Origin of the sequence: Polynucleobacter sp. 71A-WALBACH, from assembly GCF_018882365.1 — a bacterium.
In the GTDB taxonomy this organism is placed as follows: Bacteria; Pseudomonadota; Gammaproteobacteria; order Burkholderiales; family Burkholderiaceae; genus Polynucleobacter.
On record NZ_JACVOP010000001.1, the window covers coordinates 1,140,165 to 1,162,592 of the forward strand.

General features: G+C 47.5%; 20 protein-coding genes. 7 read left to right on the top strand and 13 right to left on the bottom strand.

Features of this window, described 5'->3' with window-relative positions; all coding sequences use genetic code 11:
* Nucleotides 1-22 precede the first annotated feature (22 nt).
* Nucleotides 23-1,954, top strand: a complete 1,932-nt coding sequence (locus ICN42_RS05870; protein ID WP_216252166.1) for an ATP-binding cassette domain-containing protein — start codon at nucleotides 23-25, stop codon at nucleotides 1,952-1,954.
* On the opposite strand, the gene ICN42_RS05875 is transcribed toward ICN42_RS05870, so the two are convergent.
* The 5 genes from ICN42_RS05875 to ICN42_RS05895 form a co-directional block, all read right to left on the bottom strand.
* Nucleotides 1,951-3,258 carry an APC family permease gene (locus ICN42_RS05875; RefSeq protein WP_216252167.1) on the bottom strand — a complete coding sequence of 436 codons (1,308 nt, stop codon included), beginning with the start codon at nucleotides 3,256-3,258 and terminating at the stop codon, nucleotides 1,951-1,953. The genes ICN42_RS05870 and ICN42_RS05875 overlap by 4 nt on opposite strands.
* 6 nt (nucleotides 3,259-3,264) lie before the next feature.
* Nucleotides 3,265-3,582, bottom strand: a complete 318-nt coding sequence (locus ICN42_RS05880; protein ID WP_216252169.1) for a chaperone modulator CbpM — start codon at nucleotides 3,580-3,582, stop codon at nucleotides 3,265-3,267.
* Between the two features lie 5 nt (nucleotides 3,583-3,587).
* Nucleotides 3,588-4,568: a DnaJ C-terminal domain-containing protein gene (locus ICN42_RS05885; RefSeq protein ID WP_216252172.1), complete on the bottom strand. Its 981-nt coding sequence runs from the start codon at nucleotides 4,566-4,568 to the stop codon at nucleotides 3,588-3,590.
* 256 nt (nucleotides 4,569-4,824) lie between these two features.
* On the bottom strand, nucleotides 4,825-4,977 hold the full coding sequence (locus ICN42_RS05890; protein ID WP_370626002.1) for a hypothetical protein: 153 nt from the start codon (nucleotides 4,975-4,977) through the stop codon (nucleotides 4,825-4,827).
* Nucleotides 4,978-5,009: 32 nt separating this feature from the next.
* A complete protein-coding gene (locus ICN42_RS05895; RefSeq protein ID WP_216252176.1) occupies nucleotides 5,010-5,711 on the bottom strand; it encodes a pirin family protein in 702 nt (233 codons plus the stop codon).
* A gap of 72 nt (nucleotides 5,712-5,783) precedes the next feature.
* On the opposite strand from ICN42_RS05895, the gene ICN42_RS05900 reads away from it, so the two are divergent.
* Nucleotides 5,784-7,190: a TAXI family TRAP transporter solute-binding subunit gene (locus ICN42_RS05900; RefSeq protein WP_216252177.1), complete on the top strand. Its 1,407-nt coding sequence runs from the start codon at nucleotides 5,784-5,786 to the stop codon at nucleotides 7,188-7,190.
* Between the two features lie 30 nt (nucleotides 7,191-7,220).
* Nucleotides 7,221-8,576, top strand: coding sequence for a DUF3422 domain-containing protein (locus tag ICN42_RS05905; RefSeq protein ID WP_216252180.1), 1,356 nt, complete (start codon nucleotides 7,221-7,223; stop codon nucleotides 8,574-8,576).
* Between the two features lie 49 nt (nucleotides 8,577-8,625).
* Here ICN42_RS05905 and ICN42_RS05910 read toward each other — a convergent pair whose 3' ends face one another.
* Together ICN42_RS05910 and ICN42_RS05915 are read right to left on the bottom strand one after the other, a co-directional pair.
* Nucleotides 8,626-9,903 carry an NAD(P)/FAD-dependent oxidoreductase gene (locus ICN42_RS05910; RefSeq protein WP_216252182.1) on the bottom strand — a complete coding sequence of 426 codons (1,278 nt, stop codon included), beginning with the start codon at nucleotides 9,901-9,903 and terminating at the stop codon, nucleotides 8,626-8,628.
* A gap of 9 nt (nucleotides 9,904-9,912) precedes the next feature.
* Nucleotides 9,913-10,242 (bottom strand): c-type cytochrome, encoded by a 330-nt coding sequence (locus ICN42_RS05915; protein ID WP_216252184.1) that lies wholly within the window; start codon nucleotides 10,240-10,242, stop codon nucleotides 9,913-9,915.
* Nucleotides 10,243-10,431: 189 nt separating this feature from the next.
* Between ICN42_RS05915 and ICN42_RS05920 the strand changes: the two genes are divergently transcribed.
* Genes ICN42_RS05920 through ICN42_RS05930 form a run of 3 tightly spaced genes read left to right on the top strand, consistent with a single transcriptional unit; the run spans nucleotide 10,432 to nucleotide 14,017 of the window.
* Nucleotides 10,432-12,153, top strand: a complete 1,722-nt coding sequence (locus ICN42_RS05920; RefSeq protein ID WP_216252185.1) for a glycosyltransferase family 39 protein — start codon at nucleotides 10,432-10,434, stop codon at nucleotides 12,151-12,153.
* On the top strand, nucleotides 12,150-13,397 hold the full coding sequence (locus tag ICN42_RS05925; protein ID WP_216252187.1) for an exo-alpha-sialidase: 1,248 nt from the start codon (nucleotides 12,150-12,152) through the stop codon (nucleotides 13,395-13,397). Before ICN42_RS05920 ends, ICN42_RS05925 begins: the two co-directional genes overlap by 4 nt.
* Complete coding sequence (locus ICN42_RS05930) at nucleotides 13,397-14,017, top strand: hypothetical protein (RefSeq protein WP_216252189.1); 621 nt, start codon at nucleotides 13,397-13,399, stop codon at nucleotides 14,015-14,017. Before ICN42_RS05925 ends, ICN42_RS05930 begins: the two co-directional genes overlap by 1 nt.
* 121 nt (nucleotides 14,018-14,138) lie before the next feature.
* Here the strand turns inward: ICN42_RS05930 and ICN42_RS05935 are convergent, their stop codons facing one another.
* The 6 genes from ICN42_RS05935 to fabI are packed head-to-tail and all read right to left on the bottom strand — an operon-like array spanning nucleotide 14,139 to nucleotide 20,497.
* A complete protein-coding gene (locus ICN42_RS05935) occupies nucleotides 14,139-15,131 on the bottom strand; it encodes a tripartite tricarboxylate transporter substrate binding protein (protein WP_216252190.1) in 993 nt (330 codons plus the stop codon).
* Between the two features lie 59 nt (nucleotides 15,132-15,190).
* Complete coding sequence (locus ICN42_RS05940) at nucleotides 15,191-16,036, bottom strand: CoA ester lyase (protein WP_216252192.1); 846 nt, start codon at nucleotides 16,034-16,036, stop codon at nucleotides 15,191-15,193.
* A 52-nt stretch (nucleotides 16,037-16,088) separates the two neighbouring features.
* The gene (locus tag ICN42_RS05945) at nucleotides 16,089-17,459 is read right to left on the bottom strand and encodes an MmgE/PrpD family protein (RefSeq protein ID WP_216252194.1); all 1,371 of its coding nucleotides are present in this window, start codon (nucleotides 17,457-17,459) and stop codon (nucleotides 16,089-16,091) included.
* A gap of 14 nt (nucleotides 17,460-17,473) precedes the next feature.
* Nucleotides 17,474-18,358 (bottom strand): MaoC family dehydratase N-terminal domain-containing protein, encoded by an 885-nt coding sequence (locus ICN42_RS05950; protein ID WP_216252196.1) that lies wholly within the window; start codon nucleotides 18,356-18,358, stop codon nucleotides 17,474-17,476.
* Between the two features lie 31 nt (nucleotides 18,359-18,389).
* Complete coding sequence (chrA, locus tag ICN42_RS05955; RefSeq protein ID WP_216252198.1) at nucleotides 18,390-19,715, bottom strand: chromate efflux transporter; 1,326 nt, start codon at nucleotides 19,713-19,715, stop codon at nucleotides 18,390-18,392.
* Nucleotides 19,712-20,497 (bottom strand): enoyl-ACP reductase FabI, encoded by a 786-nt coding sequence (gene fabI / locus ICN42_RS05960; protein WP_216252199.1) that lies wholly within the window; start codon nucleotides 20,495-20,497, stop codon nucleotides 19,712-19,714. Before fabI ends, chrA begins: the two co-directional genes overlap by 4 nt.
* Nucleotides 20,498-20,547: 50 nt before the next feature.
* Between fabI and ICN42_RS05965 the strand changes: the two genes are divergently transcribed.
* Complete coding sequence (locus tag ICN42_RS05965; RefSeq protein WP_216252957.1) at nucleotides 20,548-22,419, top strand: extracellular solute-binding protein; 1,872 nt, start codon at nucleotides 20,548-20,550, stop codon at nucleotides 22,417-22,419.
* Nucleotides 22,420-22,428 lie beyond the last annotated feature (9 nt).

Genomic DNA, 22,428 nt, shown 5'->3' on the forward strand with positions numbered 1-22,428 from the left:
GTGAAGTGACGATAATGTCGCCATGGCTTTAATCGTACTCACTGATGCAAAACTGGCTTTTGGCCACGTTGACCTCCTCGCAAACACTGCTTTCTCATTGGAATCTGGAGAGCGGGTTGGCTTAATTGGCCGCAATGGCACTGGCAAATCCTCTTTATTGAAGATCTTGGCCGGCATAGAAAAAATGGATGATGGATTGCTGCAATATCAGCAAGGCCTCCGGATTGCCTATGTTCCTCAGGAGCCTATATTTGAGGCGGAGGAGACTGTATTTGATGCGGTCTCTAAGGGTGTGGCTCAAGCCAAGGCCCTTCGTGAGGAGTATGAGGCTCTGAGCATTGGGGAGTGGGATGATGCTGCTCACCATCGCCTCGATGAGGTGCAATCTCAATTAGAGGCTCTCAGCGGCTGGAATTGGGAGCAACGCGTTCATGAAACGTTGGATCGCCTGCATTTAGAGGCTGAACTGAAGATCAATACTTTGTCAGGTGGAACTAAGAAGCGCGTTGCTTTGGCTCGTGCTCTTGTAGAAATGCCCGATGTGCTGCTCTTGGATGAGCCGACCAACCATTTGGATTTAGATTCGATCTCCTGGTTAGAGGATTTGCTCAAAGAGTACAAAGGCTCGGTTATCTTGATTACCCATGATCGCGCCTTCCTAGATAACGTCTGCACACAAATTGTGGAGCTGGATCGAGGCATCCTACGTACTTATCCAGGCAATTTCTCGGCCTATGAAGTATTAAAAGACCAGGAAATGAATTCTGAATCCTTGGCTAATGCACGCGCGGATAAGTTGCTCGCCCAAGAAGAGGTCTGGATTCGTAAAGGGGTTGAGGCACGACGTACTCGTAGTGTGGCGCGTATTGCTCGCCTAGAAAACTTACGAGCCTCGCGCTCACAAAGACGTGATGCCGTAGGGCAAGTGAAGCTCGCGGTTTCTGCAGGGGATAGAAGTGGCAAGATTGTTGCTGACCTGCAGGACGTATCCAAGTCTTATGGCCGTCCAATCGTGAAGGACTTTACGGCAACAATTTTGCGTGGCGATAAAGTTGGCCTGCTTGGACCTAATGGTGCTGGTAAGACTACTTTACTCAAATTAATCTTAGGAACGATTGCGCCTGATTCCGGTACAGCAACGATGGGTACTCGGATTGAGGTAGCCTACTTTGACCAGATGCGTGAAGGTCTAGATCTCAATGCTTCGCTCGAGGATTACATCAGCCCAGGTAGTGAATGGATTGAAATTAATGGCAATAAGAAGCACGTTAAGAGTTACTTAAGCGATTTCTTATTTGCTCCAGAGCGCACCAATTCGCCAGTAAGCACTTTGTCTGGTGGAGAGCGTAATCGTTTATTGCTGGCGCGTTTATTTGCGCGCCCTGCAAACGTTTTGGTTTTGGATGAGCCAACCAATGACTTGGACATTGATACTTTAGATTTGCTCGAGCAGTTACTGCAGGACTATAAGGGCACGGTGTTTTTAGTCAGTCACGATCGTTATTTCTTGGATAACGTAGTTACCAGCATCATCGCTAATGAGGGTGATGGATTCTGGCGTGAGTATGAAGGCGGTTACGAGGACTGGAAAATTCAGAAGGCGCGCTCAGACAAAATTCGTGCAGCCAATGGTGGTGCTAAGACTGCTGAGAAGTCTGAATCAAAGCCAGAACCAAAGTCTGAGGCTAAAACTGAATCCAAGCCTACAGTTGCAAAAAGTGGTGTACAGAAACTGAATGGCAAAGAGCGTCAAGAGCTAGAGGCTCTGCCATTGCAAATCGAAGTTCTCGAAACACAGCAGGCTGATATTGGCATTGCGATGAGTAATCCAGATCTCTATAAAAACGAGCCTGAACTGGCTGCAAGCATACAAGCACGCTTGTCAGAAATCACTGCCGATCTAGATATCAAATTGCAACGCTGGGAACTGCTCTTAAGTCGCTCAGAATCTTAATGTAACTTGAGGCGTTTAGATTTGAGTCGTGAAAATGCCTCAAGTCCAAAAGAGGCGACAAGAGCAATGAGTAAGGCGATCGCACTCGAAGGTGCGGTCTGAATTGTATTGATCAGTAGAGCGGTGAATAAGCTGAGATTGATTGCAATTGCACACCACAGAATTTTGGGCTTAGCGCCCGTCTGCTTGTGTACTCGAATGTGCCCATAAGTAATCACCGCATAAACCAATAGAAATGCCAAGCTAGCCATTTGACCCACTTCGCTCAAGGGGAAAATTAAGGCTAAGACAATCACCCCAATCGATGAGACGGTCAGCGCGTGAAGATTATTTTTGAGCACGGTATTACCTAGGGCACTCGAGACTTCCTTCTTCTGTGCCACATCGGCGGCGATATTGGAGGCTGCAAAAATAGTGGCATTCACAGCGGCTGCGCAGGCCAGTAATGCTGAAATGCTAATGACAACAAAGCCAAGCTTACCCGCTACCAATTTAGCTGCATCAGCTAGTACGTGGCCATTGTCTACCTGCATTACGTTTAAGGGCATCAGCAACACAACGGCTGTGCTGACGGCTAAGTAAGCAATCGTCACCAAGATCAGTGCAGAAAACATCGCCAGAGGTAATTCTTTTTGCGGGCTCTTCATAGCTGATGAAGAGTTAGCTACCACACCGAAGCCTTGGAAATTAATATAGAGAATGCCTGCGGCTACTGCAATTCCTTCAATTGAGCCGCCAGCCATGTGATAACCCTTAAAGTCTGCATGATGTATTCCCATGGCGGAAAAGACTAGCAGACTAATTACAACCAGACCAATTGCAAAGGCCTCAGCCTTGCCGACTAGACTGGGTCCAAGCAAGTTTAGGAATGTGCAAATCAAAATGATGGCTGCGGTAATGCACTTCAGAAGGATGGGGGAGAGATCTCCACCAAAGAGCGTGTTGGTGTATTCAACAAAACCTGCTGCATATAGAGCAGCAGCAATCAGGTAGGCGATATATTGAAATAGATTGATACCGCCAGAAATAATCCCCGGTCCAAAACTCATCACTGTGAAGGTGGCTGCCCCACCACTACTTGGAAAAGCTGCGCCGAGTTTCGCGTAAGAGTAGACCGAGAAGGAGGCTGCAATAGCTCCAATCAGAAAAGCCAGTGGTACGTGGGTGCCAGCATGTGAGCTGGCTAAACCCAGCAAGGAGTACAAGCCTGCGCCCATCATCCCGCCGATGCCTAGCGCGGTCGCAGAAAAAAGACTAATGTCCTTGGCTTGCTTGGGATTCTGTTTAAGTAAGCCTGAATTCAATGGGGTTTAACCTAAATTCGCACGAAGCAGTTGGCTTCGTAAGCGTGTGATTTCTTCTAAGAGGTCGAGAGCAAGTGCAACTCCAGGAGTGTTGAGTTCCAAGTCATGAGTAAGATGCGCAGCTGTTTTTGCGCGCTTCAGTGAATCTCCGCTAAAGCGCCAGTCTTCTGGGGATGAGCCTGCAGGACTCAGAACACCTTCTGATACCCAAGCCATGATGAGATCCTCTGGTGCACGCGTAGCCTGTGAAATTTCTACAATACTCATATGTACTTCCTCTTCAACAACACTACCTTCGATCCAGGTGACTTGTGTTTGTGTCATGTTCATCATCCCTTCAAGTGAGTTCTGGGGTTGAAATCAAAAGCTTTTCCTAGTGCTTGATAAGCTGCTTTTTGCTCATCAGTTTCGGCGCCAGGTAAAACAATATTGGGCACTACATAGAGATCGCCAGCTTCTTTGCTGGGGATACCTTTTTCCTTAAGGCGCATCTTGCGACCCGTTGCGGTACCAGCTGGAATCTTTAATTCCAGTGTAGAGCCTGCGGGGGTAGGTATATTGACGGTGGTTCCAAGCGCCGCTTCCCATGGGGCTAGTGGCAAATCAAGATATACATCTTTGCCATCCACTCGATAAATCGGATTTGGATGGAAATCAATCTCGAGGTAGAGGTCGCCAGCACCACCAGAGCCCATACCCGGACCACCCTGACCGGCTAAGCGTAAATTTTGCCCAGCCTTGATACCTTTTGGAATGCTGACGTCTAGTTTGCGCTCTTGAGTACTGACATGTCCGCTGGCATCTTGCGTTGGCATATGCAGCGCAATAGTCCGTTTTGCGCCATTGTAGGCATCAGCAAGATCAATCAATATTTTGGCGTGATGATCCTGACCCTTGAAGTCCATGCCTTGACGGGGGTTGCCACCGCGCCCGCCCTGACGGTGCCGACCTCTACCAAATAAGGATTCAAAGAATTCACTTTGATCACCTTCGTAGCCACCACCAAAGCCTCCATGACCACCGCCAAAGTTACCGTCGGAGTATTCAAAGCCTTCGTTCCAGTTGGGTGGGGGGGTGAAGTCTTGACCATTCTTCCAGTTGGCACCCATGCGATCGTAGGCAGCACGCTTTTCAGTATCTTTGAGAACAGAATAGGCTTCGCCGACAGCCTTGAATTGCTCTTCAGCCCCAGCTTCTTTATTTACGTCTGGATGATATTTGCGAGCTAACTTACGGTAAGCCGCTTTAATTTCTGCTTCGGTAGCGCCACGTGCCACACCGAGCGTTTCGTAGTAGTCCCTGAATTTCATAATCCCAATGAATTCCTGATTAAATCAATAAGCTTAATTCTACAGTCCCTGGCGTTGATTTCTAGCTTCTTTTAGGCAAAGAAAAGGTGGATATTTAACCCACCGGTTACTAGTCTTGGTTCAAGGCCGGGATTAGCTTGTTACTCCAATTTGCCGGGTTGCGAATTCTTAGTCCCCTAGACCCAATAATTCACTTTTTGAAGCTCCTTCGAGACTATTCTGAGGAGAAGAATTCAAGTGTATGTTGTCCCATCTCTTAAGTCGAAACTGCCCCCTTTAAGATCTCACCACTCATTTCCATCCCATAGCCGATGTCATGACTCAAGGCAACGACACCATCAACATTGGAAAAATCTTTTAATCGTTCAGGCGTAAACCATGCAGCAATTGACAGTAGACAGAATGCCAATGAAATTTCATGTCCCCACTTATGAAAATTATTTAATGACTCAGGTCAAAAATAATCACTTCCGCATTCTTGCCATCACTAATAAGTAGCTCGCTCTCGTTTTCAACCAGCAGAGCATCTCCACCAGACAGGGGTTCGCCATTGAGATGGAGGGATCCCTTCACAAGGTGGACATAAGCCTTTCGCGATGGATCGAGTTCCAGCTTATGAGATTGGGATCCATCAAATAAGCCCGCATACATTTTGGCATCCGCATGAATTTTGACGGCGTTACCCGCACCATCCGGTGAGGCAACTAAGCAAAGATTTCCTTGCTTATCTGAGAGCGGAATGGATTTTTGCTCGTAACTGGGAGTGATTTCCATGACGTTTGGTTCAATCCAAATTTGCAGGAAGTGGGTAGTTTGGTCTTTAGCATGGTTGAACTCGCTATGGGTAACACCTGTTCCTGCGCTCATACGTTGAATATCGCCAGGTGGAATGCCTTTGACATTCCCCATGCTGTCCTCGTGAGCCAATTCACCAGATAAAACGTAGCTAATGATTTCCATATTACTGTGGCCATGTTTACCAAAGCCCATGCCTGCAGCTACCCGGTCTTCATTAATGACTCTTAAATTACCCCAGCCCATAAATCGGGGGTCGTGATAGCCGGCAAAAGAGAAGGAATAAAAGCTTTTAAGCCATCCATGATCAGCATAGCCGCGATCTTGAGCTTTTCGGAGGATTAGCATGATGAAGGTCTTTTCTGGAGGGGGATAAGCACATTATCATTAGCTTTTGACATATTTGCTGATTGGCCTTCCATGGGAAGTATCAAACAAGACATTAAAGAGACGTATCTAGGCCTCATTGAGACTACTCAAGAGAAGTGGGGTGACTTTACGCAGTTCTTAAAAGAAGCCTGGCCTTTGTTGCTGTTTTTATTCCTCACGCTGATAGGGGTTTGGCTATACGCTGATCCACCACCACCCAGACATGTTGTGATAGCAACAGGACAACCCGGCGGGTCTTATGATGCCTTGGGCAAAAAATACGCTGCCTTCTTTGAGAAAAAAGGAATTACGCTTGAGCTTCTCTCGACTAAAGGTGCCCAAGAGAACATTGAATTTTTGGCGGATCGTAAAAATCCCGTGCAGGCTGCTTTTGTACAGGCAGGCGTATTTGATCCTCACGGTGTTCATGGGGTCCAATCTTTAGGAACCATTTCTTATGATCCGATTTGGTTGTTCTATCGCGGAACCGAGGTAAAGGAAAATGATTTCCAGGAGATTAAAGCGCGGTCTCGTTATTTTCTAAATTCTAGGATGTCCGTGGGCCAAAAAGGTAGCGGAACCTACGCTCAAGCTATACAAATTATGAGAGCCAATGGCTTTGAAGAGGGCGCCCATTTTCTTTATCTCTCTGGCGCAAAGTCCGTTGAAGCTTTGCAAAAAGGGGAGATTGATGCTGCGTTTATTGTCGATGCCTATGAGGCGCCCAACGTACAGACTCTCTTGGCGGATCCAAAATTGCATTTAGCTGCATTTCCTCGAGCAGAAGCGTATTCTCGCCTGTTGCCTTATATGCAAATTTTGAATGTTCCAACCGGCTCGTTTAGTTTGAAACGTAACTTTCCCGCTACGGATATTAAGTTGATGGCCTCAACCACCAATTTACTTATTGATGACAGAATGCATCCGGCACTTCAATTTTTATTTTTAGAGGCTGCTCGCGAGATTAATGGGAGAGCCACTTTCTTTTCGGCGCATGGTGAGTTCCCTACCTTCAAAAATACTGGCCTTCCTGAAAGTCCAGTAGCGTTGCATTATGAAAAAAATGGCTCGCCTTTACTGATGACCTATTTTCCATTCTGGCTGGCTGAGTTAATTAATCGCTTAGTGTTTGTATTCCTGCCATTCTGTGCAATCGCCTATCCAGTACTTTTAACTCTGCCTGGCTATCGCAATAAGCGTATGCGTCGAAAGATCAATCAGCTATATGGAGTGTTGAAAACGTATGAGCAAGAGCTGACCGATAAATTCCAACCAGAAGCTAAAGATGAGTATCTTAAGAAGTTAGATCTACTGGAGTACCAAGCTCTTCAGCTAAAGGTTTCTAAGACGATGTCTGGCGATTACTATGCCTTACGCACTAGCATTGACTATGTCCGCAACTGCCTGAATCGCGGAGTACACCCTTACCAATTCGAAGGGGAAAATGGTGGCGTATAGTTTGTTGATATCAATTAATACGTAACTCTTATGAAACATTACGATCATCCCGCTCGAAAACAGTTGCACGAAGAAGTGCATGCTCGCCCTCCGATTGCGCTTTGGCCAAACGAGAGGGTGCTGTCTCAATCCTTTTTGCTTGATGCAAATTCTCGTCAGACTCAGATTGAGTGGATTCAAAAGCTCAGTGCTGCATTAGGTGCTACCAATGATCATGAACAAGACCATTCATTCAAAATATTAACCCTGGCGCCTGAGCCAGAGCGAGTTTTGATTAAATGGGAATTACATGGTGAGTTTGCAACTATTGCCGCGATCACACACAATCCCATCAAAATTACTGGACCATTGTTAGCGTCGCGCCTCGCTCTGGAAAAGAGTTTGGATAATTTATTTCAAAGCCTAGGCTGCCCAACCATTGTTGAGGCAGGTGGCGAAAGAATTTCCGCATTAGATCTCGCATTTGAGCATCGTCCTCTTTTCGCAGAGGCTCAAGAGGTGTCTGCTATTTTTAGTGGAAATACCTTGCTGGGGAGCTATATCCTCTCGAGCAAGCAAGCTCAGCTATGGACGGATTTACGTTTGGATGAAGATGGTTATATTTCTTACTTCATCCCACATGATATTTTGGGTTCACGGCAGGCTGGTCGCGTAGCGCGAGCACTTGCTGAGGCGGAAACCTATCGCATGGCCGCAATGATCGCCTTCCCAGTGGCTAAAAGTCTCTCCATGCCTCTCAGAAGCGCAGAGTCAGAATTAGCGGACCTCTCTAAAAACATTTCTCAACTGCAAACTGAGTCAGGGGTACATACTGAAAAAGACGGTCAGTTTTTAGGTGAACTTTCTCATTTAGCCTCAAGAGCTGAGCAATGGATATCGGGCTATGGATTGCGTTTTACTGCTGCCGAGGCCTATAGTCAATTGCTAAGCAAAAACTTATATGAGTTGGCTGAGTCTCCGATTCCAGGCGTTCAATCCCTTTCCGAGTTTATGGATCGTCGTTTTCAGCCCGCCATGGGCACCTGTATTTGGACTCAGCGCAGATTAAAAGAATTGTCTGATCGGATCTCAAGAACAACTCAGACCCTCAGGACGCGAATCGAATTTGTGAATGAAGAGCAGACACAAAAATTGTTAGCGAGCATGGATCAGCGGGCGCGTCTGCAGTTGCGTCTGCAGGAAACAGTAGAGAGCCTTTCGGTTTTGGTGTTAACTTACTATGCGGTGAGCTTATTGGCCTATGTCGCCAAGGGTGGCAAAGAGGCTGGATTTGCTATTCATCCAGAAATCGTTGCTGCAATAGCCGCTCCAGTTGTGGCGATTATTTTCTTGTGGGTAAGTAAACGAAGGCGCAAGCGAATCGTTGAGATGGGTAAATCTTTGTAGGCATTAAAAAAGAGGCCGAGGCCTCTTTTTTAATGAGCTGAAATACTTTTTAACCCAAGCTATCGGCCCAGATATTGTGCGCCCAACCCCAAGCATAAACACCCTCAAGGGTAGATGGTGCAGGGGATAGACCACCAGAACCTGGAACAGTCTTAAAGGTTTTCTCGGCAGCGTTGTACTGATGAACGCTGGCAACGTGAACCACTTCGCGATCATTCACAAAGCTGTAGCAAGTGTTGGTTAAAACAGGGGCTGGATTCACTTCCCAAGCGCTCAACTCTGCAACGATGGCAGCGGCTGCCACTTTGGCATGTTGGTTAGCCATATGACCAGATTTTGGCATTGCTGGTGCAATCTGAATAGAGTCACCTAATACATGGATATCTTTGCGAGCAGTCGATTCAAAGTTCAGGAAGTTGACGTTCACCCATCGACCATTGGAATTGGCTAAACCAGTTTTAATAGCGATTTCGCCAGCAGACATTTGTGGCAGGACATTCAATACATCAGCCTTAACGTCATCCTCAACCTCGAGTTTGAGTGTTTTGGTTTTTGCATCGACGCCAACAACATTACTCTTTGGTCGATACTCGATAATTCCGGCGTACTGTTCAGCCCACACCTTCTTAAATAGCGCCCCCTTAGATGTGACATCTTGGTTGGCATCCAAAATCAATACCTTGCCCTTGGGGTTGTGTTGCTTAAGGTAGTTTGCCACCTGGCAAGCACGCTCATAAGGCCCAGGAGGGCAGCGATAAGGGGCCTCTGGAATCGTGATGGCAACAGTGCCACCTTCGCGCATCGCCGCGATTTGCTTGTGCAAGGTAACAGTTTCTGGCCCTGCTTTCCAAGCTTGTAGAGTCACACCATCCTTGTTGGCTTGCGCAAGACCCTCAATGCTTTTGAAGTTGAGTGAAACGCCAGGAGACACTACTGCCTTGTCGTAACGCAAGGTTTTTCCTGAGGCAAGAGTGACAGTTTTCTTATCCGGATCAATGCTGCTTACGCTGTCTTGAATAATCTTGATACCATGACGCTTGCTGAGAGTGTCGTAAGGAGAGGTGATTTCGGCTAGAGTACGCGAGCCACCAACGACTAAATTGGACATTGGGCAAGAAATAAACGAGGTATTCGGCTCAATGAGAGTCACTCGCGCAGTGTTATTGGAAAACAGGCGTAAATATTTAGCAGCCGTAGCGCCGCCATATCCGCCGCCAATCACTAGGATTTCTGCTTTTTGTAAATTAGCTGCTTTTGCTTGAGTTGATAGGCCTGCAAGTAGGCCCACTGCTGCAGCGCTCTGACCTATAAAATGTCGACGATCCATGGCGCCTCCTTATTGTTTCTTGCCAAGTTGATTGGCAATAGTAGTGAGTTGTTCGTCTGTATAGCCTTTGGCAAGTTGCGGCATGATGGTGCCTTCGCGTGCGCCAGACTTAAATGCTTTCAACTGAGTGAGCATTTGTTCGCTAGTCAGGGTATTGATCAGTGGCATACCACCATCAACTACACCCTTACCATCTGTTCCATGACAATTAGCACAGGTAGCGGCAAGGCTGCGCTTATACAGTTGGTCCGCAGTTTGTGCGGAGCTGAGCCCGCTCCACTGGCTTAAGCCAATGAGGGTGCTGGCCACCAAAATAGGTTTTAAATACTTCACTTGCATAGGGATAATCTCCATCTTACCTACAGCTGTTCTTGGGATGATGCTGAATGACTCTATCTTAATCAGATGGGGTCGGGATTGGTGGTTTTACTTAGATTGATTTTCAATAAGCTCAGAAGAAAAAACGAGGTTGAGGATATTGTCGCTGACAGTTTTTGGCTTTTGCCATAAGACCTATAAACTAGCGGTATGCGAGGCTCTTTTACCTACCGAAATGCAATTTTTATCCTATTTTTAGCGATATTCACATACTTATATGGTTTGGATAGTCGCTTTGCGCCTAAGAATGGGGATGAGTATCCCTATATGCACATCGTCAGGATGACGGCCGATGCCGGAGCTTGGTTGCCCCTGCAATCCGAGATGGACGGCATTAAAAATACTAAGCCTCCTTTAGTATTTTGGGAGGGTATAGCTAGTACCGCTTGGGGAAGCGACTGGACACTCCTAGCACTGCGTTGGCCTAGTGTTTTGTATACCGGCTTAACAGCATTTTTCTTATTTCTGGCGGTATCTCGCTTTAGTGGCAAAAAACAAACTGGCTTATTGGCATCATTGGTATGGCTTTCTTTTTTTGCGACTTATCGCTATGGCCGCCCATTTCTGACGGACCCTCCTGAAGTATTTTGGTTGAGCTTGCCATTTTTCGCACTGCTTTATTGGGGTAGGACTGCGTTTGAATCCAAACTACTCTTTCCCTTATTGGCGGGCGCCTGTTTTGGTATGGCCTTATTGTCAAAGTCTTTTGCTTATATTGTTCCTGCTGGATTTGCCTTAGGATTGTTTTACTCGCGCTGGCGTGAGTGGAGTATCCCTAAGGTCTTATTGCAAGACTTTTATAAAGTGGTGTTGACTGCTGTTCTAGCCTTAGGTGTGTTTGCCCTCTGGTTTGTGCTTGATCCATTTCCAGAGGCGGTCTGGAAAGAATTTGTTCTGGGTGAGAACGCGGGTAAATTCGAGGCACGCAGCTCCAATTACCTTCTAGATTTTGTGCGTGGTGGTGACAGCATCTGGATGTTGACTATCACGACTCTGGCTAACGCTGGGCTGTTCACCTTTGTATTAATCTCCGCTTTGATTGAATGTTGGCGAGAGCGGCGTTTCATTTCGCTTGAAGAGGGCTTGTTGTTGCTCTTAGTCTTAGCCTTTTTTATCGTATTTAGTTTGCCAAGTCAGCGCTCTGGTCGATACCTACTGCCAGTGATGCCGGCATTTGCCGCTTTGATCGCAATGTATTGGGAGCGGCTACCTTTGTGGGGGTTTCGGATTGCGCTGTTACTGCAGTTGATACTACTCTCGGCTCTCGCTTGGGTTGGTGGAAATTTACAGCTATCAAACTTTCTAGGCCAGTCTGGTATCTGGAATTATTCAGCGTGGCATTGGGGCTTCATGGTATTTGCGATTGCCATGTTATTACTGGGCATATTCAATCGAGAGCGTAGCAAGGCATTCGCTTTAGCGGGATGCTTTCTTTGTTATTGCGCGCTCACTAGTAGCTTGTCACCTCTTGAGGGTGCTTTAGGTCGATATCCGCAATCCACCATTCAGACTGTTGCTGGGCAAGATGTTTGGGTTCCTTGTGACTATCGCGCGAAGGATGAAGAATATCGACTCCTATTACCCGGCGCCTTATTGCATGGTTATTTGGCAAAGGATGCGAACCAAATTGATTTGCTAAGTAGTACTTATCCTTTAGTGGCAATACAGTCGCCGATAGGCGTAGAGCCTACACTTTGTGATTCTTGCAAGATAGTGGGTAAGCGTATGGAGATGCGGGCCCGTCATTCTGATGCTGAGATCCAGGCGATACTCAGAGGCCATATTGGAGAACATCTGTTTGTGAATGAATATTTAGTTTCTACGCCTGCAACGATTGCCTTGCCATTGTCCGGTAAGGATGCGTGTCGATGAGCCGCGTTATTGCCCTGTGTTTTTTATTACTTGCCTCAGTATTGGGTTATCTACATATCGATAGTCGTCCAGCATGGGTCCCATTTGCAAGCAATTCTTCCGCTGGTAATCCTATTGAACTGGATGCTTCAACAGAGTCATCTGAGGGTAGTGCGGCAGCAAAGGCCTTAAAAAGCCCTACGCCAGTAAAACTTATTCAGCCAAGTCTGCGAATGGATTGGCTGCCAGATACTGGAGCTCCTTCAGTACATGCGGCCTCTTTAATTGCGCTTAAGGATGGCTCGGTAAGAGCCTTCTGGTTTGCGGGAAGCCGAGAAGGTGCGCCAGACGTAGTGATCAATACGGCTAGCTTTGATCCGCAGGCGTCCAGGTGGAGCGCCCCGACTGTTGTGATGGATCGGGTCAGTGCGGAAAAAGGTTTATCACGTTACATTGCTAAGTTAGGCAACCCCGTTCCAGCAAGAATGGCTGATGGACGCATACAGTTATTTTTTGTCACTGTTTCTATTGGAGGCTGGGCTGGTAGCTCCATCTCAACGGTGATTTCAGATGATGAAGGTTTAACTTGGGGTCAGCCTCAGCGCTTAATTAGCTCGCCCTTAATTAATTTGAGCACCTTAGTGAAATCTCCAGCGATGTCTTTTGCTGATGGGCGCCTGGGTTTGCCGGCTTACCACGAGTGGATTGGTCGCTTTGGAGAGTTCCTGAGAATCGATGTGAGTCAGGTGATTGATAAACGACGCATGAGCTCTGGCAGGGGTGCGATTCAGCCCGTAGTCTTTTCTGATGGGCCACAAGAGGCAAGCGCTTTTTTTCGTCAAACTCGATCAAGCTCTCAGCTAAAGCAAATTCCAGCAAGTGAAACTAAGGACGCTGGGCAGTCTTGGGTGCTTACAAAAGATCTCGAGATACCCAATCCGAATTCCGCTCTTGCCGCGCTTACTTTAGCGAATGGTACGAGATTGATGGTGCTTAATAATATTGAGGCAGGGCGCTATCGATTGGTGATGGTGGTGCGCGAACCAGACTCCTCCCAGTGGCAGGTAATCCAAGTTCTTGAAGATGATGAATCCCTGTCCAATAATGAGCGTCGAGAATTTTCTTACCCGTATTTAATTTCTACCAATGGTGAAGATGCTCACTTAGTCTATACCTGGGATAGAAAAAAGATTAGACATGTTTACTTTCCAGCTGCCTGGTTTAAATATGCCCTAAGCAGCCTTAAAGAAAAGGAAGTGCAATGATGACCTCGTACCTCCAACTTATTGCTCTTTTAGAAATGTCGCTTACTTGCGCAGTGGTGTTGATTATTCTCTTGCAAAAACTAGCTTCACTAGAGATTCCTTTTGTAGCGCGAGTGGCTTTAGTTCTGCTATTAACGAATCTGTTTTTCTGGCCGTTGGGGATGTCGCTGGAATTACCCTTGTCTGCATATGTGCGCGGCGTGACAGGGGATCTCAGTGTGGTGACTATGCTTTTGTTGTGGAGTGCCATACTTCCTTCCGCCAAAAAGACGCCTCTTGGATTTAAGGTGCCATTGGCGCTGATCGCGATGGTGTTTTATCCCTTTGCGCTTGGTCTTGGAATGATAGATCCTTATGCATGGGGTTATGGTTCGATTAGTTTCTTGATTGCCGTAGTTCTCTTTGCAGTTATCTGTGGTCTAGTTGGTTGGGTGAAGGGTGTCTGGATCCTCTCCTTTGCGATCATTGCTTGGGCGGCGCATTGGCATGAATCAGCAAATCTCTGGGACTATCTCTTAGATCCTTTCTTGGCTATTTGGGCTCTATTTGCGATTCCCAATGCAATGTATCTCAAGCGTCGTGAGAAGGCGCAGTCAGGCTATCTCTTTAGGGCGGGCTGATCTTCGGTCGGGCACTGAGTCAATTAATTCAATAGTGCAATTTCAGTAGTGCAACAACAAATCTTTAGATAACAAAAAAGCCAGCAGAGCGCTGGCTTTTTTGTTTGCTGCTATTCCGGAATTAATCTGGAATATTGGATTTACGAATCACTGGTCCCCAGACGTTGATTTCTTTCTCAAGGTGATCTTTGAGGCCTTTGGCGGATACTTTATCCATCGGCACGATGTCAATGTTGGAATCATTTAAACGCTTTTGAACGTCTGGCGTGTTCAATGCCTTCTTAAGGGCAGCATTGAGCTTGTCTAGTACTGGCTGTGGAGTGCCTTTTGGAGCATATACACCATGCCATACTTTTACTTCAAAGCCTTTCAGGCCTTGTTCGTTCAAAGTTGGAACATTCGGAATTGCAGGTAAACGCTTCATGGTTGTTGTGCCAAATGCTTTTACACGGCCATCCTTAATATAGGGAATCGTCTGTGTAGTTTGATCGCACAAGAGGTCAACTTGACCGCCCAAGAGATCGGTCAAAGCCGGGCCAGTACCTTTGTAAGGGATATTGGTTAACTTGACGCCTAGACGACTCTGAAATAATAGGCCGCACAATTGTGATACCGCACCAGGACCAGCATTAGCCATTGTTACTTTTGAGCCATTAGCCTTGATATACGCTTCGAGTTCTTTGAAGTTATTTGCTGGCAAATCTTTTTTACCAAGCAACACCATTGGCACATCAGCAACCTGACCGATGTAATCAAAGCTAGTCATTGGGTCATACGGAAGTTTGTCGTACAGCGCGTTTGCCGTAGCCATGCCCATATGGTGAATATAAATTGTGTAGCCATCTGGAGCTGCACGAGCTACCTTAGTGGAGGCAATAGTACCGCCAGCGCCAGGAACGTTCTCCACGACCACTGTTTGACCTAAGGCTTGACCCATTGGTACGGCTATCAAGCGCGCAATTGTGTCGGTAGGGCCACCAGCTGCAAAGGGCACAACCAATTGAATGGATTTAGTGGGCCAGTCCTTCTGGGCGGATGCAATATTGCTACCCAATAATGTGCCGGCGCTGACAACTGCAGCTATTCCAGCGAAAAGGGTATTCTTTAATTTCATTTAAGTCTCCGTTAATGTGTAATGCATGCTAATTTTGCCACCTTTAAATGCTATCGGTTTTAGGGTTTACCAGCAACAGCCAGTGTTCTTTGGGCTAGCAAAACTACTGGCCGATCAATCATGCGGCCATCTAATTTGACTGCACCACCTTTAGACGCCTTATCGGCCTCTATAACACGGTGCGCCCAAGAGACCTCTGCAGCAGTTGGCATAAAGGAATCCTGAACCAGGGCAAGTTGTTTTGGATGAATGCATAGCTTGCCTCCAAACCCCATTCTTTTAGCGCGCTCTGCATCATCTGTGATGCGCTCGATGTTATCGGTAGAAGGAGTAACCCCGTCAATTGGAGGGGCAATTTGTGCCAAACGCGAGGCCAACACAATCTGAAAGCGCGCAGTTTGCAGTTCAGTTTCTTGAGCATCACACACCATGCCTAAGTCTGCCTGTAAATCAATATTGCCCAAAGCTAAACGCAGGACTTGTTCAGAGTTGGCAATGTCATTGAGGCGATCAAGACCCATGGCAGTCTCAATCATCGGAATGATGGCGGTATTTGGCAAAATCTGTGCGGCACCATTAATTTGATCGAGGGATTCACTCTTCGGAATTAACAGGCATGCTACATCAAGCTCTTCGACCAAGATGAGGTCAGCCGCATAAAAATGACTGCCAGGAGAATTTGAGCGAATAATCAAACGCTTTTTTTGTTCCGCAGTAAATGTGGGCCATGCAGCGCGTATAGCTTCTCGGGCAGAGTCTTTGTCTTCCTCGGCAACCGCATCTTCTAGATCAATGATGACAGCATCAGCACCACTATCCAGCGCCTTAATAAAGCGCTCTGGGCGAGTACCCGGCACAAATAAGAAAGTGCTGCTAAAGCCGATGGGAGTATCAAGTGGATTCATGTGTGAGGCTTTATTGAATGTGTGTTGTTGGAGAAAAATAAATCACTGGGGGCTAGGAGATGAATAGTCCTACCTTGGACTGCTTGCGGATATTCCACAAGCGTTCAATGGCAGTGCTCATTTCAGTTGGCGTAGCACCACCGCTAAATGCGGCCAGACGCATGGCTTTATCCGTAATCTCAGCGCGGCTTAAGGTGTTACCGGGATCACCCTTAGGTTCATCAACACGACCCTCCAAAATTTCACCGTTCTGCAAATACACTTTGACTTTACCGATCCACCTTTGTGGATAAGCGCCATCCACTTCGGGGTCTAGAATCATGGTGACGCGATCGCGAAAGGTGCAAATTTCTTGATCATGAAAGTGTTGATCAAATTCTTGCAAGCCTGCAAATTGATAGTGGGCAATCAGTGCGAGCACGGTACCCATGGAGAATTTAGATTGGTGAACTGTTGCTGGATCAGTTACTGGGCCCAGCACATCGATTGCGCCTTGATGAACCAAGGTCTCTACTTTGGCGATATCGCTAGGTTTCAAGTGATGCGCCAGCATGACCTGCAATAGGGCGTCTGCAGCAGGGTGAGTATGACGACAGGAGGCGTGATACTTGAAACTGGTCTCGGCAATAGTCCAGCGGCTACCCAAGCGATCAATCAACTTGCTGGGATCCGCATCACTTGACATGCCCGCAGCTAAACCTTGCTTGCCTTCTAAGATGTGTTCAGCTCCAGTAAATCCCGATTGCGCGAGATAGGCGGACATCAAGCCAGTAGAGGCGGCATGCGCAGTATGTAACTGCTTGGAGTCGGCGGCATCGCGCAGAAATTCCCAAAGGCCCGCAGATTGTGTTCCAGCAGAACCAAAGGCATGCAGCATTTGGGTGGGATTCAGCTTAAGCAGATGACCCACGGCAGCGGCCGCGGCTAAGGTACCCGCAGTACCCGTAGTGTGAAATATTTTGTAGTGTGATCGACCTAAAAATTCACCAACTCGAATACCGACTTCATAGCCAGCAACTGCAGCTACGAGAAGTTCTTCGCCTGAGGCACCGATGGTTTGCGCCGTCGCTAGTGCCGCAGGAAATACCACGGTAGCTGGATGAAAGACGGAGCCGTTGTGAACGTCGTCCTGTTCTGCTACGTGGGAAGCTGCTGCATTAGCTAGTGCGGCTAGGAAAGGACTGGAAGTCGTGCGGCTAATGAGAATTTCAGCGGAACCAGGATTGGAAGCATTAAAGCCACCCATGCTTTGCGCAAACTGCGTAATAGTTTCAACTGGGCGCGAACCTTTACCAGCGATTGCAGAGCCAAACCAATCCACCAATAAGTCTTCGGTACGCGCAATCACTTCTGCGGGAATGTCGCCTATCTTTAGTTCAGAGGCAAAGGTGGCTAATGCTTTAGATAAATGTGGAGTAGTCATAGTGAAATCATTTCCTAAGCTAAAACTGCAGTGGCCTGCATGGTGAGCCAACCTTCATGATCTTCAGCCCAAATAGAAATGGTTTTTCCGGAAGGGTCTTTCTCGAGATCGGGCTTAGCGTTCACCTTAAATGGATTGATATCAAAGGTAGGGCGAATGGCGCGGAACTCAAAGCTCTTTAGTGTGCAACCTAGAATACTTTGACGCACCAGATCTACTAACAGGGTTGCAATTAAGGGGCCATGGACAATTAGGCCGGGATAGCCCTCTACTTCAGTAACGTACTGACGATCGTAATGAATGCGATGTCCATTAAAGGTGAGTGCTGAGTAACGGAACAACAAAACATCGTCAGGCGTAATCGTCTTAGACCACTTAGCTCCAGTTGGCGCTGGCGTGGGTTCAACCGGCTTATCGTCTGGACCAGGCGCATCGCGATACACAATGTCGTGCTCTTCAATCAAGGCTAAACCATGTTGATTGGAGACTGTATGTTTAACCAAGACAAAGATAAGGTCACCAGTACGCCCTGCTTTGTGTGTGACAGATTCAATCTTAGAGACGCGTTCGATTTCGTCACCTACGGAAAGTGGAGTCAACCATTGAACTCGGCTACCGGCCCACATCCGACGTGGCAGTGGTACAGGAGGCAAAAAGCCACCGCGTTTGGGATGGCCATCGGGACCGATTTCTGATTGAGGGGCGCATGGTAAAAAATAGAGCCAATGCCATAACTCCGGAAGAAAGCTTCCCTGATTTGGCGCTGGATCTGCTCGATCAAGTGTTGCCGATAAGGCTCTGACGGGTGCTGCCGTGACGATGTCGTGAAGGGTCTCGGTTTTGCCGAGCCATTCTTGGAGATGGGTGATGGTTTGGGGTTCGATTCGCATAACTTCCATTATGCCAATTTCAGCCCCAAGTCCAGTGGTGTTAGATCAATAAAGTAGCTACAAAATAACTGAGCAATCCAGCTAGGGCTGAACCAGTTAAGACGCTAATGACCCCCTTCTGATACTTAAAGAGCGCTAAGCCTGCAAGTAGGGTAATGGCAATAGAAACCCAGGAAATCGAGCCACCAAGCCCATGCGGAAAAAAGACGTGATACGCAAAGAACAGGCCTAGGTTGGCAATGACACCCACTACTGCAGCGGAGATTGCGGTAAGGGGTGCGGTGAAGCTGAGTTTGCCATGTGTAGATTCAATGATTGGACCACCGACGAGCACTAAGAAAAAAGAAGGTAGAAAGGTAAACCAGGTGGCAACACTGGCACCCAACACCCCAAACCAAAATGGATTGCTATTTCCAATGAGGTGTTGAATATGACCAGCTAGATAGCCAACAAAAGCGACGACCATGATGAGGGGTCCAGGGGTAGTTTCTCCAAGTGCTAAACCATCCATCATTTGGCCGGCACTAAGCCAATGAAATTGATCCACTGCACCTTGGTAAACGTAGGGCAGTACTGCATAAGCGCCGCCAAAGGTGAGGAAGGCAGCTTTAGTAAAAAACCAAGCAATTTGTGGGTAAAGTGTTTTCCACCCAAATATCAGCGCCAGAGTAAAAAACGGCATTAACCAGAGCATCAAAACAACTGAGCTTTGCATCATCAGTTTCTTTTTGGAAAACTTAGCATGGTCGGGGGTTGGGGTGTGATCATCAATCAACGCCGCAGCATGCGTCCCATTCGTCTTATTGTGAGAGGCGATGTGCTGAAAATATTCTGGATAGCGTTTGCCACCCCAAATACCAATTAAGGCGGCAAAGATGACAATGATGGGAAAAGCCAAGTTGAAAATAAAGATCGCCAGAAAGGATCCCAGTGCAATCCAGCGTAGCGCTTGATTGTGAATCGTGCGCTTACCAATGCGGACTGCGGCATGCAGGACGATAGCAGTGACTGCGGGTTTGATGCCAAAGAAGATGGCGGCAATCCAAGGCACTTGGCCAAAGGTGAGATAGACCCAAGATAAGCCGATCAAAATAAACAGAGAAGGCAGTACAAAAAGTGTGCCGGCTAAGATGCCACCCCAGGTGCGGTGCATGAGCCAGCCGATATAGGTCACCAGCTGTTGCGCTTCGGGTCCCGGTAGGAGCATGCAATAGTTAAGTGCATGCAAAAAGCGCCGCTCAGAAATCCAGCGACGCTTCTCAACAAGCTCTTGGTGAAGGACTGCGATTTGTCCTGCGGGCCCACCAAAACTAATAAAGCCCAGCTTGGCCCAAAACTTCAGGGCCTCGCCTAGTGGAATACTCAAACTTCTTCCATTCCGCCAACAACTTGGCTAAAGCCGTTATCTACATAAATGATTTCAGCAGTAATGCCGTTTGCTAAATCAGATAAAAGAAAGGCGGCGGTATTGCCAACGTCATCAATCGTGACATTGCGGCGCAGAGGGGCTGTCTTTTCTACTGCTTCCAAAATCTTGCCAAAGCCTTTAATACCAGCCGCAGCCAAGGTTTTGATTGGGCCAGCGGAAATGCCGTTGGCGCGAATGCCTTTAGGCCCCACGGAGCCAGCTATATAGCGTACTGAGGCTTCTAGCGAAGCCTTAGCAAGACCCATGGTGTTGTAGTTAGGTACGTTACGCATGCTGCCAAGATAAGTTAGTGTCAATAAAGAGGATTTATCACGCAACATTGGCAAGGCCTCTTTTGCCATGGCTGGGAAGCTGTAGGCAGAGATATCGTGGGCAATTTTGAAGCCTTCACGAGAAAGGCCTTCTAAAAAGTCGCCAGCAATGGCTTCGCGTGGTGCAAAGCCAATCGCGTGAACAAAACCATCGAACTGTGGCCAAGTCTTCGCTAAATCCTTAAATAGGGCGGAAATCTGCTCGTCGCTGCCAACATCACAGTCAAAAATCAGGTCGGTGTTGAATTCTTTGGCGAAATCGACAATACGGTCTTTAAAGCGCTCACCAACGTAGGTAAAGGCCAGTTCAGCCCCTTCACGGTGACATGCCTTAGCAATGCCATAGGCGATTGAACGGTTAGAAAGAAGGCCGGTAATCAGAATTTTTTTGCCAGCGAGAAAGCCCATATTGTGTCCTTTGCTTCAAATGTGGTTTGCTATCTACAATTGTTGCATATATGCCCATGCTCTCCGCCATCCGCCAAATTCCCACTTTGCTGCTCTTAGCCACTCTGGCTGGGGTGGCAGTCAATCTAGCCCATGGTGCTCAGGGGATCGCTCAATACGGCAAACCCAAATACGCCGATGGATTCAGCTATTTTGACTATGTCAATCCCAATGCTCCGAGGGGTGGCACGCTAACTTTGCCCAATCCCGATCGCCGTACGAGCTTTGATAAGTTCAACCCATTTACCCTGCGTGGCGTCGCTGCCCCTGGTATAGCTCAGCTAATGTTTGAGTCTTTGGCGGTAGGTAGTGCGGATGAGGTCTCTAGTGCCTATGGTCTGATTGCGGAAGATATCCAGGTGGCATCTGACAAGATGTCTGTAGTGTTTCGGATTCGTCCTGAGGCGAAGTTTTCAGATGGAAGCGCCATCTTGGCAGGTGATGTAAAGCATAGCTTTGATACCTTAATGAGCTCGCTCGCTAATCCGCAATTTAAAACGGTATATGCCGATGTGAAACAGGCGGTAGTCGTTTCTGATCGCGTCATTCGTTTCGACTTTAAGAATCGCAATCCTGAGCTGCCAGTGATGGTGGGAACTTTGCCTATATTTTCTCGCAACTGGGGCAAAAAACCCGATGGCACGATTACACCATTTGATAAGCTAACTTTTGAGTTGCCATTGGCTAGCGGCCCGTATGTGATCGAGTCTTACAAAGCTGGCAAGACGATGATTTTTAAGCGCAACCCTAACTACTGGGCTGATCAAGGTGGCAAGACTCTCAATGTTCGTGTCGGTTTTTATAACTTTGATCGCGTGAATTACAAGCTCTACAGCGATGATGCCGTTCGTCTAGAGGCCTTTAAGGCAGGGGAGTTTGATGCCTTAGTGGAATACCGCGCTAAGAATTGGGCAAAGAGCTATGTTGGCCCAAGGTTTAATGACGGCACTCTAGAAAAGAAAGCCTTTCTCAATCATAACGGTGCGGGTATGCAGGGTTTTGCCATGAATGTACGACGACCTATTTTTCAGGATCCGCGTGTACGGCAGGCTTTGGGTTATGCGCTTGATTTTGAGTGGTTAAACCGTCAGCTGTTCTTTGAGCAATACAGTCGTATCAATAGTTACTTTACAAATAGTGATCTCAGTGCAAATTTTGATGGCCCGCGCAAGCCTACTGAAGCGGAGTTGAAATTACTCAAACCCCTGAAGGCGCAATATCCTAAGTGGGTCCCCGACGCAGTCTTTGATCCAATGCCTGCCGCTCCCTCAACCGTGGCACCGGATAGCTTGCGTCAAAACCTACGCAAGGCGCGTGACTTATTGGCTCAGGCAGGTTGGCAATATCGTGACGGTGCCTTACGTAATATGCAAGGTGAACCTTTTCGATTTGAGATGGTGGAAGATGGCCCATTCTTTTTGAGGGTGATTTCATCTTATGTTCGCAACCTAGAGAAGCTCGGTATTCAGGTAGACATTCGGACTAGTGACTTTGCTTTGCATCAGAAGCGTATGGATGAATATGACTTTGATATGACTACCATTCGTTTCCCTGATTCCCAAAGCCCTGGCAATGAATTATGGGATCGCTTTGGCAGTCAGGCTGCAAAAGAAAAAGGTTCTGACAATGTGATTGGGGTGCAGTCCCCTGTTGTAGATGCCTTGGTGGATGCAGTTGTTAAAGCCCAAACTCGAGAAGAGCTACGTGCGGCCACAAGAGCTTTAGACCGCGTTCTTTGGAATAGCTATTACGTGATTCCCCAGTGGTACAACCCGACGCACCGAATCGCGTATCGTAAAGAGATGCGCTATCCGGAACCCCCTTTGTATTACACCGCTGAATCTTGGATTCTCCTGAACTGGTGGAAAGAAGGGGCGCGCTAATGCAAGGAC

What these genes read in the sequence shown, in the direction of transcription:
- ICN42_RS05870 (WP_216252166.1), top strand. Translation starts at nt 23, where the DNA reads ATGGCTTTAATCGTACTCACTGATGCAAAACTGGCTTTTGGCCACGTT.
- ICN42_RS05880 (WP_216252169.1), bottom strand. Translation starts at nt 3,582, where the DNA reads ATGACACAAACACAAGTCACCTGGATCGAAGGTAGTGTTGTTGAAGAG.
- ICN42_RS05885 (WP_216252172.1), bottom strand. Translation starts at nt 4,568, where the DNA reads ATGAAATTCAGGGACTACTACGAAACGCTCGGTGTGGCACGTGGCGCT.
- ICN42_RS05895 (WP_216252176.1), bottom strand. Translation starts at nt 5,711, where the DNA reads ATGCTAATCCTCCGAAAAGCTCAAGATCGCGGCTATGCTGATCATGGA.
- ICN42_RS05900 (WP_216252177.1), top strand. Translation starts at nt 5,784, where the DNA reads ATGGGAAGTATCAAACAAGACATTAAAGAGACGTATCTAGGCCTCATT.
- ICN42_RS05905 (WP_216252180.1), top strand. Translation starts at nt 7,221, where the DNA reads ATGAAACATTACGATCATCCCGCTCGAAAACAGTTGCACGAAGAAGTG.
- ICN42_RS05910 (WP_216252182.1), bottom strand. Translation starts at nt 9,903, where the DNA reads ATGGATCGTCGACATTTTATAGGTCAGAGCGCTGCAGCAGTGGGCCTA.
- ICN42_RS05915 (WP_216252184.1), bottom strand. Translation starts at nt 10,242, where the DNA reads ATGCAAGTGAAGTATTTAAAACCTATTTTGGTGGCCAGCACCCTCATT.
- ICN42_RS05920 (WP_216252185.1), top strand. Translation starts at nt 10,432, where the DNA reads ATGCGAGGCTCTTTTACCTACCGAAATGCAATTTTTATCCTATTTTTA.
- ICN42_RS05925 (WP_216252187.1), top strand. Translation starts at nt 12,150, where the DNA reads ATGAGCCGCGTTATTGCCCTGTGTTTTTTATTACTTGCCTCAGTATTG.
- ICN42_RS05930 (WP_216252189.1), top strand. Translation starts at nt 13,397, where the DNA reads ATGACCTCGTACCTCCAACTTATTGCTCTTTTAGAAATGTCGCTTACT.
- ICN42_RS05935 (WP_216252190.1), bottom strand. Translation starts at nt 15,131, where the DNA reads ATGAAATTAAAGAATACCCTTTTCGCTGGAATAGCTGCAGTTGTCAGC.
- ICN42_RS05940 (WP_216252192.1), bottom strand. Translation starts at nt 16,036, where the DNA reads ATGAATCCACTTGATACTCCCATCGGCTTTAGCAGCACTTTCTTATTT.
- ICN42_RS05945 (WP_216252194.1), bottom strand. Translation starts at nt 17,459, where the DNA reads ATGACTACTCCACATTTATCTAAAGCATTAGCCACCTTTGCCTCTGAA.
- ICN42_RS05950 (WP_216252196.1), bottom strand. Translation starts at nt 18,358, where the DNA reads ATGGAAGTTATGCGAATCGAACCCCAAACCATCACCCATCTCCAAGAA.
- fabI (WP_216252199.1), bottom strand. Translation starts at nt 20,497, where the DNA reads ATGGGCTTTCTCGCTGGCAAAAAAATTCTGATTACCGGCCTTCTTTCT.
- ICN42_RS05965 (WP_216252957.1), top strand. Translation starts at nt 20,548, where the DNA reads ATGCCCATGCTCTCCGCCATCCGCCAAATTCCCACTTTGCTGCTCTTA.